This is a genomic window from Kitasatospora sp. A2-31 (genome assembly GCF_022288725.1).
Lineage (GTDB): Bacteria > Actinomycetota > Actinomycetes > Streptomycetales > Streptomycetaceae > Kitasatospora.
In genome coordinates this window covers 229308-249071 of record NZ_JAKNTA010000003.1, presented here as the reverse complement: position 1 = coordinate 249071, position 19764 = coordinate 229308, and the positions used below count along the sequence as shown (strand labels likewise).

The following is a 19764-nucleotide window of genomic DNA, read 5'->3' as shown; positions in this document are numbered from 1 at the left end:
GCGCTCCAGGACAATTGTGCCCACTCTTCTCCACCGGGTACGACCGCTGGAAGGGGCGGTCGGTTGCGTGATGGTGGAGAGATGTGGTGCAGATCCGACACTGGGCCGCCATCTCCGGCCCGGGAGGACCCGGGATGCGGAGGGCGGCCCAGTACTGACGTGTGCCCTCGCCCGAAGGGGCGGAAGGCTCCGGCCCCCGGTTGACGCCCGGTCAGGGAGTCCGCCGGTGGGCCGGCCGGAACGGTGGATCAGCGGCCGAGTCGGCCGCGGACCATGCCCAGCATGGCGTTCAACTCCTCGATCCGCAGCTTCTTCGCGACGAGCACGAAGACCGCCAGCTGGAGGCCGCCCGCCACCACGAGGGTGAGCACGCTGCCCAGCCAGCCGCCGACGACCTGCTGGACCGCGAGGCTGACGCCCACGCCGACCAGCGCGGCCGGCACGCTGGCGAGGGCCAGCCGGGTGTAGGTCTTGCCGATCCGCTTGGTGTCCAGGCCGCCGATCTTCTTCTTCAGCTTGGGCACCGCGACCGTCACTCCGACGGCGTAGGCGACGCCGTAGCCGAACGCCATGCCCGTCACGACCCACTCGGCGGGCAGCACGAGCCAGCAGACCAGCGAGAAGGCGGCCTGGCAGGCCGCCACCCAGACGGTGTTCGAGAACGGCGTCCGGGTGTCCTCGTAGGCGTAGAAGCCGCGCAGCATCACGTACTGCGCCGAGTACGGGATCAGGCCCAGCGCGAAGGCGGAGAGCATCAGGCCGACGTTGGTGGCGTCGTTGAGGACGCTCTCGCTGCCGCCCACGGCGTAGATCGAGCGGCCGATCGCCGGGCCGAGCGAGAGGAACAGGAAGGCGGCCGGGACGACCGCCACGGCGGTGGTGCGCAGCCCGTACGAGAGGTCGTCGCGCACCGCGCCGGCGTCCTCGTCGGCCGCGGCCCGGGAGAGCCGGGGGAGCACCGCGCTCATCAGCGAGACGACGATGACGGCCTGCGGCAGCTGCCAGATCAGCAGCGCGTTGGAGAAGGCGGCCAGGCCGACGCCGTCGTGGCCGGCGTCGTGGGCGGCGATGCCGGCCCAGGTGGCCACCTGGGTGATGACCAGGTAGCCGGCCTGGTTGGCGAGGACGAAGAAGAACGTCCACTTGGCCAGCCGGGCGGCCTTGCCGAGGCCGTGGCCGCGCCAGTCGAACCGCGGCCGGTAGTGGAAGCCGGCCGCCCGCAGGTACGGGATCATCGCCAGCGCCTGGACGGCGAGGCCCACCAGGGTGCCGATCCCGAGCAGCCGGACGCCCTCGGGGGAGATCGTCTTCGGGGTGACGCCGGAGTCGCCGAAGGACCCGAAGACCCAGATGTAGGCGCCGAAGGTGAAGATCACCACGATGTTGTTGAGGACCGGGGTCCACATCATCGCGCCGAAGCGGCCGCGGGCGTTGAGGATCTGGCCCATCACCACGTGGATGCCCATGAAGAAGATGGTCGGCAGGCAGTACCGGGCCAGCGCCACGGTGGTGTCCGCGTTCGCCTGGTCCTTCATCAGCGGATGGGCGATCAGCTGGACGAGCAGCGGGGCGGCCAGCACGGCCACGAAGGTGACGCCGGCCAGGCCGACCATCACCAGGGTGAGCAGCCGGTTGGCGTAGGCGGTCCCGCCGTCGGCGTCGTTCTTCATGCTGCGGACGAGCTGCGGCACGAAGACGGCGTTCAGGGCGCCGCCGCCGATCAGGATGTACAGCAGCGTCGGCAGGGTGTTGGCGGCGTTGTACGAGTCGCCCATCACGCCGATGCCGATCGCGGTGGCGATCACCATGGTGCGCAGGAAGCCGGTGCCGCGGGAGACCAGGGTGCCCGCCGCCATGATGGCGCTGGAGTTGAGCAGGCTGGCGACCTTGCCGCCGCCGCCCGCCGGCGGCGCCTTCGGCGCGTGCTCCTCGGCGGCCAGCTCGTCCAGCGGCTCCACCGCCGGCGGCACCTGCACCGCGGCCACCTGCATGGTGGCCTCCTCCTCGGAGAGCGGCGGGTCGAACTCGATCGGGGGCACGAACGGGCGCTGCCCGTCCGGCTCCTGCGGGCCGTTCCGGTGGCCGCCGCCGGGGCCGCCCGCACCGCCCTGGTACCCGGCGGCCGGGGGGAACGGCGCGGCCGGGGCGAACGCGGCGGGCGCGGCGGGTGGCTGGGGTGCGGCGGGCCGCAGCGGCTGCTGGGCCGGCGGCGGGGCCGGGGCCTCGGCGACCGGACCGGCGGGGGCGGCCTGTTCGGTCCGCGTCCCGCCGAAGAGCGCGTCCACGCCCACGTACTCGGTGGTCTCGGAGTCCCAGGCGGAGTGTGCGGGGCCGGGCTGCCACTGCTGCTCCTCGTGCGGCCCGGCCCACTGGCCGCCGACCGGCGCCGGCTGTTCCCAGCCGGCCCGGTCCCCCTGCCAGGGCTCGTCCGGCGCCGCCGGCTGCTGCACCGGGGTGTCCCAACCGGGCTGCACCGGAGGCACCGGCGGGGAGAACGGGGTGGCCGGCGGCACCGGCGTCGGGTAGTCGCCGCCCTGCGGGGGCAGCTGCGGCGGCACGTCGTACGCGGCGGCCGGCTGCTGCGGCGCGGCGGGCCGGTCGGCCCGCAGGCCGTACGGGTCCTGACCGTCCTGCGGGCCCTGGTACGCCTCGGCGGCGTACGGGTCCTGGGCGTAGGTGTCGGCCACGTACCAGTCGCCGGACGGCGACTCGGCGCCCGGCCGGCCCTCACCGCGGCCCGGCGGCCGCTCCTCGCTGCGCCCGGTCATGTCACCTCTTCGCTGTCGTGGGGGAGGCCGTCCCGGCGTCGGGCGGGTATCGGCGGTATCAAGGACCAACCTTCTCATCACTGGCGGCCCGATCCCGGCCATCGGCGCCGCTGCCGCGCGGTGTCCGCGCAGCTCCGTCGCGTTCCGGGAGCCCGCCGGCGGACGCTCCGCCGTCCTCCTCGGCCTCGTCGCCGTCGGCCGGGGCGCCCGTACGGCCCTCGGCCGGGCCGTCCGCGGGGCCGTCCGCCGGGGCGGCCGCGGGCGGGGCGTCCAGGGGCGCGTCGCCCTCGTCGTCGTTGGCCACCCGCCGCTTGCGCTGCCGGAAGAAGCGCAGCGCCGCCAGCAGGAGCAGCAGCAGGGCGCCGCCGAAGACGTAGAGCACGCCGTTGGTCACCGAGGTGACCTCGACCTGGAAGGTCTGCGGCTCGCCGTACAGCTCCGGGTTGGGACCGGTGGTCATGAGCTGGGCGGTCACCGTGACCGGCCCGTTGTTGTGCGCCTGCGCCGGGAACCGCAGGGTGGCGCTCTGCGCGGCGGGGAGCACCAGCTCCTCGGACGGGCCGATCTGGAGCCGGTTGGCCTGGGTCGGGGTCACCACCAGCTTGAGGTTGGTGACCGCCTGGGTGAGGTCGTTGCGGACGCTGACCTGCAGCACGCCGGTGTCACCGGCCAGGGTGATCACGTTCTTGTGCGGCACGTACACCGCGTTGGTCAGCTCGTCGAGGTAGTCGGACACGCCGGTGCGGTAGACCGACCCCGCGGGCGCCTGGGTCCGCCACTCGGTCGACAACGAGCGGACCATCGCCGCGCTGAACGGACCGCGCACCCGCTGCGGCAGGGTGAGCACCCGCATCAGCGTCTCCAGCCGGTGCTGGATGTCGATGGTCCTGCTCAGGTCGACGGCCGGCAGCTCCGAGGAGCGCGCCGGCGCGGGGTAGTCGACGGCGGGCGGCACGGCGCCGTTGGCCTTCGGGTCGGCCGACCCCTGGGTGAGCACGTCCAGCTTCACCGGCTCCGCCCACTTGCCGGCCTCCGCCGCCTGGACGGCGGTCGCCAGCACCTTGGCCGTGTTGACCGTCAGCTCGCGCGGTGGCATCACCAGCAGGCCGCGCGGGTTCTGCGGCTCCTGCCGGGAGATCACGAAGGTCTCGGCGAGGAAGCGCTGCACCGCCAGGGTCTGCGCCTGCGGCGTGTCGAGGTCCGTCTGGAAGAGCGCGGAGACCTCCTCGTCGGCCACCACCGCGGTCTGCCCGTTGCCGATCGGCCGCACCGCGGTCGGGGTGTACTTGAGGGCGTCCGGCTCCGGCAGGCTCGCGCCGTTCACCAGCACGGTGCCGCTGCCGGTGCGGTGCGCCAGCGCCGCGATCTGCTGGTCGAGGTAGCCCTGGTAGGGCCAGGCGACGTCCGAGCGGGTGTCCACCGACAGCCGGAACTCGACGGTCAGCCGGCCCGCCACGGCCGCCTTGTCGAGGGCGGTGTCCACGCCCGCGAGCTCGGCCGCGTTGTGCGCGATCGAGGCCAGATCGGGGTCCGCGTACGGCAGTGCGACCACCTGGCTGCCCTGCTTGGCCACCGCGGCCCGCAGCTTGTTCAGCCAAGCCGTGGCGGCGGCGGAGCCGTTGCGGAGGACGGTGTTCTCCTCCTTCGCCGCCTGCTTGGGCTTGCTGTTCTTCTTGCCGTTCCGGTCGCCCTTCTCGGCGCCCGGCTTCTGCACCCGATACGGCTTGGTCATCGCGAACGCGGTGTCCAGCAGGTCCGGATCGATCACCCAGGTCAGGCCGGACAGCGACGAACCCGTCTCGACCAGCTCGTAGAGCCGGCCGCCCGGCGCGAACTCCGCGGCCAGGCTGTCGTCACGCAGCACCGGGACGGTCTGGTCGTTGTCGGACATGGTCTGCGCGACCAGGACCGGCGCGTGCACCAGCGGCCAGAGCGTGGTGACCTTCGACGGCTGCGCCTCGGTCGGCGTCGGGTCGTAGGGCAGGAAGGTGCGGGCGATGCCGAGCGCGCGGTCACGCTGGTTGTCCCCGGTCGAACCCCAGGTGTCCACCGCCAGCTCGTACACGCCCTCGGTGGAGAGCCCGAGGTCGTTCACGGCGACGCTCAGGGTGTACGGCTGGCTCTGGCCCGGCGCCAGCTCGTTCAGCGCGTACTGCGGGCTGTCCAGCTCGATGCCGTCCTGGTTGACCGGGCTGGTCCGGGAGGCGACGCCGGCCAGCTCGCTGCGCGTGGTGAGCGGCTTGCCCGACCACGGCTTGCGGACCGCCGCGTGGGCGCCCTTGAGGACCGACTTGCCGGCGTTGGTGATGTGCCCGCTGATCGTCACGGTGCCGTTGGGGACGGCCACCGGCTTGTTGACCGACTCGATGGTCATCACGACCGGGGCCTCGGCCGAGGCGCCGGACTCGGAGGCCGGGCGCGGGCCCCCGGCGGGCGTCGCGGCGGCCGGCAGGGCGGGCAGCAGCGCCAGCGCGGCGCCCAGCGCGGCCGCCACCCGTCGCACGGTGCGCCTCCCGGAGCGGCCCCGCCCACGATCCCGTCCGGTGGACGCTTCGCGGAACGCGCACTTCTCGTCGGCTCGCTCGCTACGCTCGCTGACGCGGCCGACCTCGCTGCGCTCGGCCGGCGCTTCGCGAAACGCGCACTTCTCGTCGGCTCGCTCGCTACGCTCGCTGACGCGGCCGACCTCGCTGCGCTCGGCCGGCGCTTCGCGAAACGCGCACTTCTCGTCGGCTCGCTCGCTACGCTCGCTCACGCGCTCCGCCCTCGCCGTTCTCGATCGCTCGCTGCTGATGCTGCTGTGCTGCTGTGACGCCGCGGAAGCCCTGCGGGCCGAACCTGCCGGCCGTGGGGATCAGCGGTGAAGAAGATGCGGCCGCCCGCGATCCGGGAGGCCGTTACGGCGCGCGGCACCGCAGGCCCTCGTCGGTGCCCGCGACCCGCTCCACCGGCATGGTAACGATGCAGCCGAGGGTGCAGTGTTGCGGGCTTGGGGTGAGCGCCGCAAAACGCGCGGGCAGGGGGGCCTTCGGGACACGTACCCTTGTGAGCCGTGTCCACTGCCAATGAGCCCACCGCCCACGAGTCCGGCGTCCATCATTCCAGCACTGCCACCCAGGTCGTACCAGGCCTGAGCGAGGCGCAGACGCTGGGCCTGCAGGAGCTGCTGCGGGTCTCCCCGGTCGCCGACGAGATCGCCCGCCGCTTCCAGGCTGCAGGGCACCGGCTCGCGCTGGTCGGCGGCTCGGTCCGGGACGCCCTGCTGGGCCGGCTCGGCAACGACCTCGACTTCACCACCGACGCCCGCCCGCAGCAGGTCCTGAAGCTGGTCAAGGGCTGGGCGGACGCCGTCTGGGACGTCGGCATCGCCTTCGGCACGGTCGGCGCCCGCAAGGACACCCCGCAGGGCTCCTTCCTGATCGAGATCACCACGTACCGCTCCGAGGCGTACGACCGCACCTCGCGCAAGCCCGAGGTGACCTACGGCGACACCATCGGGCAGGACCTCGTCCGCCGGGACTTCACCGTCAACGCGATGGCCGTCGACCTGCCCGGTCGCGGCTTCGTCGACCCGCACCACGGCCTGGAGGACCTGGAGGCCCGGGTGCTGCGCACCCCCGCCACTCCCGAGGAGTCCTTCTCCGACGACCCGCTGCGGATGATGCGGGCCGCCCGCTTCGCCGCACAGCTGGACTTCGACCCGGCCCCCGAGGTCGTCGCCGCCATGACCGCGATGGCCGACCGGATCGCGATCGTCTCCGCCGAGCGGGTCCAGGCCGAGCTGAACAAGCTGCTCCTGGCCGCGCACCCGGTCAAGGGCCTGCGCCTGCTCGTCGACACCGGCCTGGCCGGCCACGTGCTGCCCGAGCTGCCGGCCCTGCGGCTGGAGCGCGACGAGCACCACCGCCACAAGGACGTCTACGAGCACTCGCTCACCGTCCTGGAGCAGGCGATCGACCTGGAGCAGGACGGCCCCGACCTCACGCTGCGGCTGGCCGCGCTGCTGCACGACATCGGCAAGCCGCGTACCCGTCGCTTCGAGTCGGACGGCCGGGTGTCGTTCCACCACCACGAGGTGGTCGGCGCCAAGATGACCCGCAAGCGGATGCGCGAGCTGAAGTACTCGAAGGAGCTGACCGAGGACGTCTCGCGCCTGGTCGAGCTGCACCTGCGCTTCCACGGCTACGGCGGCGGGGAGTGGACCGACTCGGCGGTGCGCCGCTACGTCACCGACGCCGGGCCGCTGCTGGAGCGCCTGCACAAGCTGACCCGCTCCGACTGCACCACCCGGAACAAGAAGAAGGCCGCGACGCTCTCCCGGACGTACGACAGCCTGGAGAAGCGGATCGGGGAGCTGAGGGCCCAGGAGGAGCTGGACGCCGTGCGCCCGGCGCTGGACGGCAACCAGATCATGGAGCTGTTGGAGCTGAAGCCGGGCCCGCAGGTCGGCAAGGCGTACAAGCACATGCTGGAGCTGCGCCTGGAGCACGGCCCGATGGAGTACGACGAGGCCGTCGCCGCGCTCCGCGCCTGGTGGGCCGCGCAGCAGGGCTGACCGGCAGTGCCCCGGGCCCTGGGGGCCCGGAGGACGGATGGGGTGGCCCCGGAGATCTCCGGGGCCACCCCATCCGCGTACCGCCCGGCGGGAGCCCGCCGGGCGGCCGTGGTCAGCCGTTGAGCGCCTTCAGGCAGAGCACGTAGCTCAGCGCCTCGGACGAGGACGTCCGGGTGTAGCTGCTGTCCGACTCGGGCACGTTGTCGCAGCCCTTGTCGTCGCTGGTGGCCAGCAGCTTGCGGAGCACCTTGTACTGGGCCCGGGAGTCGCTGCAGGGCAGCATGGTGATCCGCGGGTTGGGGTCGTGCGTGGCGCTGGTGCCGTTCTCGTTGCGCAGGCAGTCACCGACCCTGGCGCGGTCGATGTCGCTGGGCACCGTGGAGGCTGCGGGCGGGACGGACGGCTTGGCCGCGCCCGGGGTGGTGATCTCGGGTATCGGCGGCATCGAGAACGAGAACGACGGCATCGGTGGGATGGACACCGCGGCCGGTGAGGGCAGCGAGATCGGGCGGTACGGCCGGCTGTCGTGGTCGGTCGCGCCGAGCAGCGCGCCGGTGGTCACCAGGATGACGAACGAGGTGATCGACAGGACCGGCAGCAGCAGCATCAGCATGTGCGGCCGCTTGGTCAGCGGGACGCCCGGGTCGAGCTGCGGGCCGTGGGTTCCCGGTGCCGGCGGCGGCAGGTCCTTGATCTTGTTGTGGGCCGCGAGGTTCCGCAGCAGGGTGATCGGCGTGATGATCGAGGACAGGTAGCCCCACCAGCCCTGGACCAGGGTGCGGGCCGACATGTCGCGGACCACCGCGGTGCCGCAGGTGCGGCAGAACGGGCCTGGCTGCTTCAGGAACCGCATCACGATGATGATGCCCTGGTGCCCGCGGACGGTGGTCTCCACGGCGGGGAAGCCGCCGCAGAAGCGGCAGACCGGGCCGCCGTGCGGGGCCTGCTGCGCGTACCCGGCCTGCTGCGGGTAGCCGTAGCCGGGCGGGGCCGCCTGCGGCGGCACGCCGTAACCCGGCGCGGCCTGCTGCGGCGCGGCCGGGTAGCCGTAGCCGGGCGCCGGGGCGGGCGCGGCCGGGGCGGGCGCCGGCCCGCCGTACGGGTTGCCGGAGGCGTAGGGGTTGCTGCTGTCGGCGGGCGGCGGCGCGCCGTACGGCATCTGGGGAGGTGGGACGGACAAGTGGTTCCCCCGTGGAAGGGTCGGACTGGCGTAGGGGTCAGGACTTCTTGACCGGCGGTACGCCGGTGGTCAGCGGGCCGAGGCAGAGCACGTAGCGCTTCTTGTTCCAGCGGCGGCCGCTCTTGCCGGAGACCGTGCTGGTCGTGCCGGCGGTCTGCTTGCAGCGGTTGGTGTCGGTGGTGCCGGTGTGCTTGGCCAGCACCTTGTAGTTCGCCTTGCTGTCGGTGCACTTGACGATCTCGACGTCGCGCGAACCGCCCGCCTTGACGCAGTCGCCGACCGAGGCGCTGCTGACGCTCGGCCCGGTGACGAAGTAGCCGACGATCAGCGCGATGCCGCCGACCACGGCCACGCCGACCTTGAGCTTGGCCTTGGCACTGCCCTTCTTCGCCGGAGCCGGAGCCGGAGCCTGCGGCAGCGGCGCCATCGGCGGCTGACCGTACGGCGGCTGCTGGCCGTACGGAGGCTGGCCGTACGGCGGCTGGCCGCCGGGCGGCGGGCCGTACGGGGGCTGCTGGCCGTACGGGGGCGCGGGCGGGCCCGGCTGGGCCGGCGCACCCGGGTAGCCGTAGGCCGGCGGCTGGCCGTGACCGGCTGCGACCGGCTGCGGCGTGCCGTACTGCGGAGGCTGAGCACCGTAGGGCTGGGGGGCCTGGGGCGCGCCCGGCGGGGCCTGCGGGTACCCGTACTGGGGCGGCGGCGGGCCGTAAGGGCTGGGCGGTGTGCTCATCAGATTTCCCCCGAAACAGAGTGCTGTCGCTCCGACAGATCTGACGTACCTTAGCGACTCCGCCCGACGCCGCCGGTTTCGAGGGTGCGGGGCCTCTCAGAGCGCCTGGTCACCGGGGAGCGGGCCGCTGCGCCGCGCGGCCCCCAGGTAGAGCACGGCGGCGAGCGCGTACACCAGGGCGACGCCCGCCACCACCGCGACCGAGCGGCCGGAGAGCGGCAGCACCAGCGCGGTCACGAGCGCGGCGGCCACGAAGGCGACGTTGAACAGCACGTCGTAGATGGCGAACACCCGGCCGCGGAAGTCGTCCTCGACCGACTCCTGGACCACGGTGTCGGCACAGATCTTGGTGCCCTGGGTGACCACGCCGAGCAGCAGGGCGGCGATCAGGCAGGGCACCAGGGAGAAGCCCAGCCCGAGCGCCGGCACGAAGACCACGGGGGCGGCGAGGCAGAGCGTCATCCAGCCCGCCAGTCCGATCCGCCGGGTGCACCAGGGGCTGATCACCGCCGCGAGGAAGAAGCCGGCCGCGGAGAGGCCGACCGCCTGTCCCAGGGTCGCCAGCCCGGCCGCGCTGTCGTTCGGGTCGTTGAAGGTGTAGCGGGCGAGCATGACCACCATGACGATCAGGACGCCGTAGCAGAACCGGGCGGCGGTGACGGCGGCGAGCGCGTGTACGGCCGGCCGGCAGTCCCGGACCAGGTGGGTGACGGCCGCGCGCAGGTCGCGGGCGGCCTGGACCAGCGCCCGGCCCAGCGGGGGGCGGTCCGGGTGGTGCTCGGGGCCCAGCAGGTCCCGGTGCATCCGCCGGGCGGCCAGCGCCGCCGAGAGGTAGAGCAGTGCGGCGACGGTGACCAGCGCCGCGTCGGCCCGCGGCCCGGGGGGCATCACCTGGTGCAGCACGAAGCCCAGACCGCCGCCGGAGGCCGCGGCGACGGTGCCCAGGGTGGGGGAGAGCGCGTTGGCGGTGACCAGCTGCTGCTGGCGCACCACCCGTGGCAGCGCGGCGGACAGCCCCGCCAGGATGAACCGGTTGAGCGCCGTGACCAGCAGCGCGGAGGCGAAGAACAGCGGGGTCGGCGCCTCGGCCAGGAGCAGCGCCCCGGTGACCAGGCCGAGCCCGAACCGGGCCAGGTTGCCGTAGAGGAGCACCTGGCGTCGGCGCCAGCGGTCCAGCAGCACCCCGGCGAACGGCCCGATCACCGAGAACGGCAGCAGCATCACGGCCAGCACCGAGGCGATGTCGGCCGGGGAGGACTGCTTCTCCGGGGAGAAGACCACGTAGGCGGCGAGCGAGACCTGGAAGACGCCGTCGGAGAGCTGGGAGAGCACCCGGGCGGTCAGCAGCCGGCGGAAGTCGCGGCCGCGCAGGAGGTCCAGGAGCGTGGCGCGGTGCGCGGACTGGTGGGTGCTGCCGTTCTCCGTGATCGCCACCTGCCCAGACTGCCATGGAAGGGGCCTGTGTTTCACGTGAAACATTCGCCGGGAAAAGGTGAACGGGCCCACGGCGGACCGTGGACCCGTTCGGTGGCGGTGAGCGCCGCGGTTCAGCGCTCAGTGCCCGAGCTTCAGCGCTCGACCTCGCCGCGGATGAACTTCTCGACGTTCTCCTTGGCCTCGTCGTCGAAGTACTGGACCGGCGGGGACTTCATGAAGTACGAGGACGCCGACAGGATCGGGCCACCGATGCCGCGGTCCTTGGCGATCTTCGCGGCGCGCACGGCGTCGATGATGACACCGGCCGAGTTCGGGGAGTCCCAGACCTCGAGCTTGTACTCCAGGTTCAGCGGGACGTCGCCGAACGCACGGCCCTCGAGGCGGACGTAGGCCCACTTGCGGTCGTCCAGCCAGGCCACGTAGTCCGAGGGGCCGATGTGGACGTTCTTGGCGCCCAGCTCGCGGTCGCGGATCTGCGAGGTGACGGCCTGGGTCTTGGAGATCTTCTTCGACTCCAGGCGCTCGCGCTCGAGCATGTTCTTGAAGTCCATGTTGCCGCCGACGTTCAGCTGCATGGTGCGCTCGAGGATGACACCGCGGTCCTCGAACAGCTTCGCCATCACGCGGTGCGTGATGGTGGCGCCGACCTGGGACTTGATGTCGTCACCGACGATCGGCACGCCGGCCTCGGTGAACTTGTCGGCCCACTCCTTGGTGCCCGCGATGAACACCGGCAGGGCGTTCACGAAGGCGACCTTGGCGTCGATGGCGCACTGGGCGTAGAACTTGGCCGCGTCCTCGGAGCCGACGGGCAGGTAGCAGACCAGGACGTCGACCTGCTTGTCCTTGAGGACCTGGACGACGTCGACCGGGGCCTCGTCGGACTCCTCGATGGTCTCCAGGTAGTACTTGCCCAGGCCGTCGAGGGTGTGGCCGCGCTGGACGGTGACGCCGGTCGGCGGCACGTCGCAGATCTTGATGGTGTTGTTCTCGCTGTTGCCGATGGCGTCGGCCAGGTCGAAGCCGACCTTCTTGGCGTCGACGTCGAAGGCGGCGACGAACTCCACGTCACGGACGTGGTAGTCGCCGAACTGGACGTGCATCAGGCCGGGGACCTTGCCGGCCGGGTCGGCGTCCTTGTAGTACTCGACACCCTGCACCAGCGACGCGGCGCAGTTGCCCACGCCCACGATGGCTACGCGAACCGAACCCATTCCGGTTGCTCCCTGTGATCTCATGAGGTCCGCCGGGAATCGGCGGCACTCGTCCTGCTTCTTCGATGACTGCTTGACGGGCGCGCGAGGCGCCCACTCCTGCCGCGCGGCACAGGGCTGACGCGGTGGTCAGCGCTCCTGGGCGGAGCGCCCCGGGCGGTCGTACGGTGGCCCGGGCGGATCCGGGGATCCGGCCTCCTCGCCACGGCCGTCCGAAGTCTTGTCGGGTACTGCCGAGCCCGGCCCGCCGGCGGCCGGTCCGGTCCGGCCGGTGCGGTTGGCCCGCTCGGTCTCGATCAGCTCGTTGAGCCACCGGACCTCGCGCTCGACCGACTCCAGGCCGTGCCGCTGCAGCTCGACGGTGTAGTCGTCGAACCGTTCGCGCGCCCGGGCGAGCGAGTTGCGCATCCGCTCCAGGCGCTCCTCCAGCCGACTGCGGCGGCCCTCCAGGACGCGCATCCGCACCGCCCGGTCGGTCTGCCCGAAGAACGCGAAGTGGACGCCGAAGTGCTCGTCCTCCCAGGCATCGGGGCCGGAGTCGGCGAGCAGTTCCTCGAACCGCTGCTTGCCCTCGGCGGAGAGCCGGTAGACGATCTTGGACCGCTTGCCGTTGAGTGCGGTGGCCGGGACGTACTCGACGTCCGGGTTGTCCTCGACCAGGAAACCCTGGGCCACCAGGCTCTTCAGGCAGGGGTAGAGCGTTCCGTAGGAGAACGCGCGGAACGATCCGAGCAGGACGTTGAGTCGCTTGCGCAGCTCGTACCCGTGCATCGGGGCGTCGTGGAGCAGGCCGAGAACGGCGAACTCCAGCACTCCTGAGCGCCTGCCCACTGCCGTCGTCCTCCTTCCCCTCCGCCCGTCGCGGGCCGCCGTCTCCGGCGGTATGCCGCTCCGATGTATCGGCTCGATATATCGAGAACAGTAAACCTGGGCCCCCGGCGGAGCAAGAGGGGCACGCGTGAATGTGATCACAAGGCGACGCGCGGGTGTGCTTGGCAACGGGCGTGTAATGATCTGCTGCCGATTTGCGGGCATTGGCGGCTGATGCCCGATTAGTTGTATTTCTGTCCTGCGTACGCTGTCGCGTGTGCACGAGGACCACCTCCGGGGTTAGGGCGGTTGCGGGCATCGGACGTGAACCCTGCCTTCAGGCTTCGACCGCCTGGCGAGGAGTAGCTGGAACATGAGCGAACGACGGCGCAGGTCGCCCAACGGAGACGGGCAGCCGCCGGGCGACGGCGGCGGGACGGGCGGAGCCGACCGGGACGAGCTCAGCTCGGAGGGTTTCCGGCGGCGCTCCCCGGGCGTCCGGGAGACGGCCCAGCAGCCCCGGATGACCCGCGCCGAGATGCGCAAGGCGGCCGCCAAGGGCGGCGGCAAGCGTGGCGCGGGCGCTCCCGCGTCCGCGGCCGGCCGGGACGGCAAGCCGGGCAAGAAGCGCTTCATCGACTACCCGCGCTTCGGCAAGCAGGGCTTCCGCCGCTGGCTGCCGTCCTGGCGGCTCTGGCTCAGCACGTTCCTGATCGTCTTCGCGGCCTGCGTCGGCACGGTCTTCTTCATCTACCAGAGCACCACGATCCCGCCGCTCAAGGATCTGGTGAAGGAACAGAACAACATCTACTACTGGGCCGACGGCACCGAGATGACCCGCAAGGGCGAGACGAACCGTCAGATCGTCGAGCTCTCCGACATCAGCCCCAACCTGCAGAACGCGGTCATCGCGGCCGAGAACGAGAGCTTCCGCACCGACAGCGGCATCGACCCCAAGGGCATGCTGCGCGCGGTCTACAACATGGCCAAGGGCGGCCAGACCCAGGGTGCGTCGACCATCACCCAGCAGTACGTCAAGAACGCGTACCTCACCCAGGAGCAGACCCTCACCCGCAAGGTGAAGGAGTTCTTCATCACCCTGAAGGTCAATCAGGACATGAAGAAGGAAGAGATCCTGAAGGGGTACCTGAACACCAGCTGGTTCGGCCGCGGCACCGGTGCCCAGGCCGCCGCCCAGGCGTACTACGGTGTCAACGCCAAGGACCTCGACCTCTGCCAGAGCGCCATGCTGGCCGGTCTGCTCAAGGGCGCCGCGCTCTACGACCCGAGCATCAAGGGCAACCACGAGCGCGCCGAAGTGCGCTGGAAGTGGATCCTGGACCGGATGGTGGAGACCAAGAACGCCACCGCCGAGGAACGGGCCAAGTGCACCACGTTCCCCGATCCGATCAAGCCGGTGCCGCCGACCAACATGAACGGCCAGATCAGCTACCTGGTGGACGTCGCCAACCGGTACGTCACGGCCAAGGACCCGAAGATCGACCAGCAGGCGCTCGCCAAGGGCGGCTACAAGATCTACACGACCTTCGAGAAGGACAAGGTCGACGCCCTGAAGAAGGCCGTCGACGACGTCCGGAACGAGACGCTCAACCCGCAGAAGCGCCCGGACAACGACAACTGGGTCCAGTTCGGCGCGGCCAGCATCCGGCCCGGCGACGGCGCGATCGTCGCCATCTACGGCGGCGACGGCGTGGAGAACCAGCACTTCGACAACAACGCGGACGCCCAGGGCGTCCAGGTCGGCTCGACGTTCAAGCCGTTCGTGCTCGCCGCCGCGATGCAGGTCGGCGTGCAGACCGCCACCGACGACAAGGGCAAGCCGAAGCGGATCAACGCCGACAGCCGCTACCTCTCCGACGACATGTCCGAGATCCGCCGGCCGGACGGCTCGCTGATCATGGACGACACGACCGGCAAGCCCTACCGGCAGAAGAACGAGGACAAGGGCAAGCGCGGCTACGTCTCGCTGCGACAGGCCATGCAGTGGTCGTACAACGTCCCGTTCGTCCAGCTCAATCAGGACGTCGGTGGCCAGAACGTGGCCGACATCGCCGAGAAGATGGGCGTGCGCAAGGAGAGCTTCGTCGACACCAAGACGACGACCTTCCCGCTCGGCACCTCCGGCATCAGCCCGATCCGCATGGCCGACGCCTACGCGACGCTCGCCGCCAGCGGCAAGCAGGCCGACCCGTACTCGGTCACCAAGGTGGAGCTGAACGGCGTCGAGCGCCCGGGGTTCAAGAAGCCCGAGCTGAAGCAGGCGCTGGAGCCGGCCGTCGCGGACAACGTCACCGACGTGCTGGTGAACGTGGCCAAGAACGGCACCGGTTCGAAGTCCAACGCGCTGGGCCGTCCGGTCGCCGGCAAGACCGGTACCACCGACCAGAACAAGTCGGCCTGGTGGGTGGGCTACACCCCGCAGCTGGCCACCAGCGTCGCGATGTGGCGCGAGGACCCGGCCAAGCACGAGCGGCTGTCGCTCAACGGCACCGGCGGCAAGGACTCGGTGCACGGTGGTGACACCCCGACCGACGTGTTCACCCGCTACATGAAGGCCGCCCTGGCCAACGAGAAGAAGCTGGACTTCCCCAGCCCGCAGCCGGTCGGCAGCCAGGTGGACTCCTCGGGCGCGCCGAGCACGGCCACGCCGAGCACCTCGCCCTCGGCCACCGAGACCGCCCCGACCCAGACCGCGGACCCGGGTGCCCCGCAGCAGCCGCAGCCGACCGCCACCCAGGGGCCGGCCTGCGTTCCGGGCGTGGACTGCCCGGGCACGGTGCCCACGCCGTCGGCGACCAAGACCCACCCGACGCCCGGTGGCGGCGGCAGCGGTGGCGGCGGCGGTGGCGGGGGCCAGACCAGCGGCCCCTCGCCGACCTGCATCCTCGGGATCTGCACCTCGCCGCAGCCGACGCAGAGCTCGCCCACGTCGTCGACCAGCCCGAGCGGCAAGCCGCCGAAGCCGACCACGTCGCCCAGCGCGACCGGTGCCGGCGGCGCCCAGGCGGCGCCCTGACGGGCCCCGGTCCCCGACGCACCACGGCGGTGGCGGTCCTCCTCGGAGGGCCGCCACCGCCGTTTCGTCGGGATTCGCCGGATCGCGCCGGGACCGGCGAGGGGTCCTCCTCGTCCAGCCGCGGGAGGTGCGGCAGGATGTCCGGCATGACGTCGAGCGCTCGTGACGATTCCGCCGGCCAGACCGGGCCCATCGAGGGCGCCGGGCCCGATCCGGCGGCACCCGGAACGGCCTCGGCCGGCGCCTCGGCCTCCGCCGTCGCCGGGGAACCCGTCGGTGCCCCGGGCCGGTCCGGGACGGCCGAGCCGCCGGCCAACACGGTGGTCGTCCCGGCCGACGAGGACCCGGTCGCGGCAGCCGGCAGCGAGGTGATCGGCGGGCCGCCCGGGCGGCGCGCCCTGCTGGGCGTCTCCTGGTGGATCCCGGCGCGCTTCCTGGCGCTGGTGGTGATCGTGGTCTCGGTGCTGGGCATGGTCCGGCAGCTGCCCTGCTACGACGGCGCCTGGTTCCAGCCGGGCTCGCCGCAGTACATCCACGCCTGCTACAGCGACATCCCGCACCTGTTCTCCGGGCGCGGCTTCGCGGCCGGCCTGCACCCGTACGTGGACCGGATCCCGGGCACCTCCGGCGATCTGCAGTTCCTCGAGTACCCCGTGCTGACCGGTCTCTTCATGCAGATCGCGGCCTGGGTGACGCCGGGCGGCGGGACGACCACGAGCCAGGAGCAGTGGTTCTGGGCGATCAACGCGGGCCTGCTGACGGCCTGTGCGGTCGTCGCCGTGGTGGCGGTCTCCCGGACCCACCGCCGCCGTCCCTGGGACGCCCTGCTGTTCGCCCTCGCGCCCTGCCTGCTGCTGAACGCCACCGTCAACTGGGACCTCCTGGCGGTCGCGCTGGCCGCCGTCGCGCTGGCCTGGTGGGCCGGCTCGCGGCCGCTCTGGGCCGGCGTGTTCATCGGTCTCGCCACCGCGGCCAAGCTCTATCCGGTGCTGCTGCTCGGCCCGCTCCTGGTGCTCTGCTGGCGCGCCGGGAAGTGGCGCGAGTTCCGTGCGGCGCTGGGCGGGGCGGTCGGCGCCTGGCTCGTGGTCAACCTGCCCATCATGCTGGCCAACTGGCAGGGCTGGTCGACCTTCTACGTCTTCAGCAAGCACCGCAAGGAGGACTACGGCTCCTTCTGGCTGATCCTGATGCAGGGTCGGGGCGCGAGCCTGGAGAACCTCGACGTCTACATCGGGGTGCTGATGGTGCTCTGCTGCCTGGCCATCGCCTGGCTCGGCGTCTCGGCGCCCCGCCGCCCGCGCCTGGTGCAGCTGGCCTTCCTGGTGGTGGCCGCGTTCGTCCTGGTCAACAAGGTCTACTCGCCGCAGTACGTGCTCTGGCTGATCCCGCTCGCCGTGCTGGCCCGGCCGCGCTGGCGGGACTTCCTGGTCTGGCAGGCCTGCGAGGTGCTCTACACCCTGGGCATCTGGTCCCACCTGGGCTTCGTCACCGGCCCCAAGCAGCATGGGATCGGCGAGTCCTGGTACCACTTCGCGATCGTGCTGCACCTGGCCGGGACGCTCTACCTGGTGTCCGTGGTGGTCCGCGACATCCTCTTCCCGGACCGCGATCCGGTGCGCTGGGACGGCAGCGACGACCCGTCCGGCGGGGTGCTCGACCACGCCCCGGACGTCTTCGTGCTCGGCACCGCCCGGCGGCTGCAGGAGGAGGCGAGCTACGCCGGATACGCGCCGGCCGGCCCCGAGCAGTGGCTGGACGAGCCACCCGCCGCGGAGCCGGCCGGAAGTACCGCGCGTCAGTAGAGCGCCGTCAGCGGTCCACCACCCGGTCGAAGTGGGTGGTGGTGTGCCGCACCTGAAGGGTCAGCTCGTCGCCGATCGCCGGCGGCTTGGTGTCGTTGTCCAGGAGGAGCAGCGAGACCTGCATGTGCGGCGGCTCGGCGAACCAGAGCTGCTTGCCCGACCAGTGGAACGGCGACTTGGTCTTGTTGACCGTCGCCAGGCCGGCCCGGGCGATCCCCTTGGCCCGGGAGGACATGCCCTGCACGTACTTGGGCGCCTCCAGGCCGATGCCGTGCGCGGTCCCGCCGGCGACCACCAGGAGGTGGCCGTCGGACGGCGCCGGGTGCTGGCGGTAGCCGTAGCGGTCGCCCTTGGAGACCCGGGTGACGTCCAGGACGGTCGCCCGGACCTCCAGCGCGCCGTGGTCGCCGAGCCAGAGCCGGGTGCCGATCCGGGCCCGGAAGACGGTGTCCGGGTAGCGCTGCGCCAGCTGCTCCATCCCGGCCGCGCCGAGGTGGCTGACGAACACGGTGTGCACCGGGATCCCGGCGGCCCGGGCGGCGTCCACCCAGTACGCCACCTCCTCCACCGGGCTGGAGCCGTCCGGCCGGTCCATCGGCAGGTGCAGCGCCAGGCCCTCGAAGGAGACGCCGTCCAGCTCGGCGGCGACCGCCGCCAGGTCGGCGGCGCCCACGCCGTGCCGGCGCATGGTGGTCATGCACTCCACCACCACCCGGGCGCCGTGCAGCGCACGCAGCCCGTCGACGCTCGCCACCGTCCGGATCACCCGCGCGTGCGGCAGCGGCAGCACCTCCTCGCCGATCCGGTACGGGGTGAGCACCAGCAGCTCGCCGCCGTACCAGTCGGCCGCGTCGGCCGCCTCGTAGGCGGTGCCGACCGCCAGCACCCCGGTGCCGAGCAGGGTCGCCTCCTCGGCGAGCCGGTGGTTGCCCAGGCCGTAGCCGTTGCCCTTCGCCACCGGTACCAGGCCGGGGAACTCGGCCAGGACGGAGCGCTGGTGGGCGCGCCAGCGCTCGGTGTCGAGGTAGAGCGACAGCGTCATCGGGTCATCTCCCAGGGGTGTCGGTCACGGCGGGCACGCTGCTCGGCGGCGGCTCAGCGGCGCGACATGTACAGGTCGAGGGCCTTGTGGAGCAGCTTGTTGAGCGGGAAGTCCCACTCGCCGAGGTACTCGGCGGCCTGGCCGCCGGTGCCGACCTTGAACTGGATCAGGCCGAAGAGGTGGTCGTTCTCGTCCAGGGTGTCGCTGATGCCGCGCAGGTCGTAGACCCCGCCACCGAGGGCGTAGGCGTCGCGCATCATCCGCCACTGGACCGCGTTGGACGGCTTGACCTCGCGCTTGTGGTTGGCCGAGGCGCCGTAGGAGTACCAGACGTGCTCGCCGACCACCAGCATCGTGGTCGCGGCCAGCGGCTCGCCCTCGTGGTAGGCGATGTAGAGCCGCATGCGGTTCGGGTCCTCGGCGGTGAGCGCCTTCCACATGCGCTGGAAGTACGACAGCGGCCGCGGGGTGAAGCGGTCGCGCTCGGCCGTCACCAGGTACAGCTGGTGGAAGATCGGCAGCTCGTCGTAGCCGCCCTGGACCACCTCGACGCCGCTCTTCTCGGCCTTCTTGATGTTGCGCCGCCAGAGCTGGTTGAAGCCCTTCTGGATGTCGTCCAGCGAGCGGTTGGCCAGCGGCACCTGGAAGACGTAGCGGGGCTGGACGTCGCCGAAGCCGGCGCCGCCGTCCTCGCCCTGCAGCCAGCCGGCCTTGCGCAGCCGGTCGGCCACCTCGAAGGCGCGCGGCTCGTACCAGTCGGCCTCGATGTCGCGCAGGCGCTTGGCCTGCTTGCCGGCGATGGCCTCCTTGATGGTCGGCGCGTTCCAGCGGCGGATGACCACCGGCGGGCCCATCTTCACCGAGAAGGCGCCCTGCGATTTCAGGTGCGCCAGCATCGGCTGCAGCCAGCGGTCCAGGTCGCGGTCGAACCAGTCGATCACCGGGCCCTCGGGCAGGTACGCCAGGTAGCGCTTGACCTTCGGCAGCTGGCGGTAGAGCACGAGGCCCGCGCCGACCAGCTGGTTGGCCTCGTCGATCCACCCGATCGACTCCGAGCGCCACTCGGCCTTCACATCGCCCCAGGACGGCACCTGCATGTGGCTGGCCGAGGCGCGGCTCCTGATGAAGGCGAGGTGCTCCTCGCGGGTGATCGTCCTCAGGCGCAGGCTCATGCTCGGTGCTCCTCGTC

At 71.9% G+C, this 19764-nt stretch carries 12 protein-coding genes; 3 read left to right on the top strand and 9 right to left on the bottom strand.

Annotation, left to right across the window (positions count from 1 at the left end; genetic code table 11):
* Positions 1–248: 248 nt before the first annotated feature.
* The gene (gene murJ / locus MCM47_RS09880; protein WP_238860452.1) at positions 249–2768 is read right to left on the bottom strand and encodes a murein biosynthesis integral membrane protein MurJ; all 2520 of its coding nucleotides are present in this window, start codon (positions 2766–2768) and stop codon (positions 249–251) included.
* 58 nt (positions 2769–2826) lie between these two features.
* On the bottom strand, positions 2827–5262 hold the full coding sequence (locus MCM47_RS09875) for a DUF6049 family protein (RefSeq protein ID WP_238860450.1): 2436 nt from the start codon (positions 5260–5262) through the stop codon (positions 2827–2829).
* A gap of 636 nt (positions 5263–5898) precedes the next feature.
* Between MCM47_RS09875 and MCM47_RS09870 the strand changes: the two genes are divergently transcribed.
* A complete protein-coding gene (locus tag MCM47_RS09870) occupies positions 5899–7323 on the top strand; it encodes a CCA tRNA nucleotidyltransferase (protein WP_238861376.1) in 1425 nt (474 codons plus the stop codon).
* A 112-nt stretch (positions 7324–7435) separates the two neighbouring features.
* On the opposite strand, the gene MCM47_RS09865 is transcribed toward MCM47_RS09870, so the two are convergent.
* The 5 genes from MCM47_RS09865 to MCM47_RS09845 form a co-directional block, all read right to left on the bottom strand.
* Positions 7436–8503 carry a hypothetical protein gene (locus tag MCM47_RS09865; RefSeq protein WP_238860448.1) on the bottom strand — a complete coding sequence of 356 codons (1068 nt, stop codon included), beginning with the start codon at positions 8501–8503 and terminating at the stop codon, positions 7436–7438.
* Between the two features lie 37 nt (positions 8504–8540).
* Entirely contained in the window at positions 8541–9233 is a 693-nt protein-coding gene (locus tag MCM47_RS09860; RefSeq protein WP_238860446.1) for a hypothetical protein, read from the bottom strand.
* A 96-nt stretch (positions 9234–9329) separates the two neighbouring features.
* Entirely contained in the window at positions 9330–10667 is a 1338-nt protein-coding gene (locus tag MCM47_RS09855; protein WP_238860444.1) for an MFS transporter, read from the bottom strand.
* A 134-nt stretch (positions 10668–10801) separates the two neighbouring features.
* Positions 10802–11884 (bottom strand): inositol-3-phosphate synthase, encoded by a 1083-nt coding sequence (locus MCM47_RS09850; RefSeq protein ID WP_238860443.1) that lies wholly within the window; start codon positions 11882–11884, stop codon positions 10802–10804.
* Between the two features lie 129 nt (positions 11885–12013).
* Entirely contained in the window at positions 12014–12715 is a 702-nt protein-coding gene (locus MCM47_RS09845; protein ID WP_238860441.1) for a PadR family transcriptional regulator, read from the bottom strand.
* Positions 12716–13067: 352 nt separating this feature from the next.
* Between MCM47_RS09845 and MCM47_RS09840 the strand changes: the two genes are divergently transcribed.
* Together MCM47_RS09840 and MCM47_RS09835 are read left to right on the top strand one after the other, a co-directional pair.
* On the top strand, positions 13068–15731 hold the full coding sequence (locus MCM47_RS09840; RefSeq protein WP_238860439.1) for a transglycosylase domain-containing protein: 2664 nt from the start codon (positions 13068–13070) through the stop codon (positions 15729–15731).
* Between the two features lie 146 nt (positions 15732–15877).
* Positions 15878–17533, top strand: a complete 1656-nt coding sequence (locus MCM47_RS09835) for a glycosyltransferase family 87 protein (protein ID WP_238860437.1) — start codon at positions 15878–15880, stop codon at positions 17531–17533.
* Between the two features lie 7 nt (positions 17534–17540).
* Here the strand turns inward: MCM47_RS09835 and MCM47_RS09830 are convergent, their stop codons facing one another.
* Both MCM47_RS09830 and MCM47_RS09825 read right to left on the bottom strand, forming a co-directional pair.
* Entirely contained in the window at positions 17541–18575 is a 1035-nt protein-coding gene (locus MCM47_RS09830) for an alanine racemase (protein ID WP_238860435.1), read from the bottom strand.
* Positions 18576–18628: 53 nt separating this feature from the next.
* On the bottom strand, positions 18629–19747 hold the full coding sequence (locus MCM47_RS09825; protein WP_238860433.1) for a peptidoglycan bridge formation glycyltransferase FemA/FemB family protein: 1119 nt from the start codon (positions 19745–19747) through the stop codon (positions 18629–18631).
* Between the last annotated feature and the right edge of the window lie 17 nt (positions 19748–19764).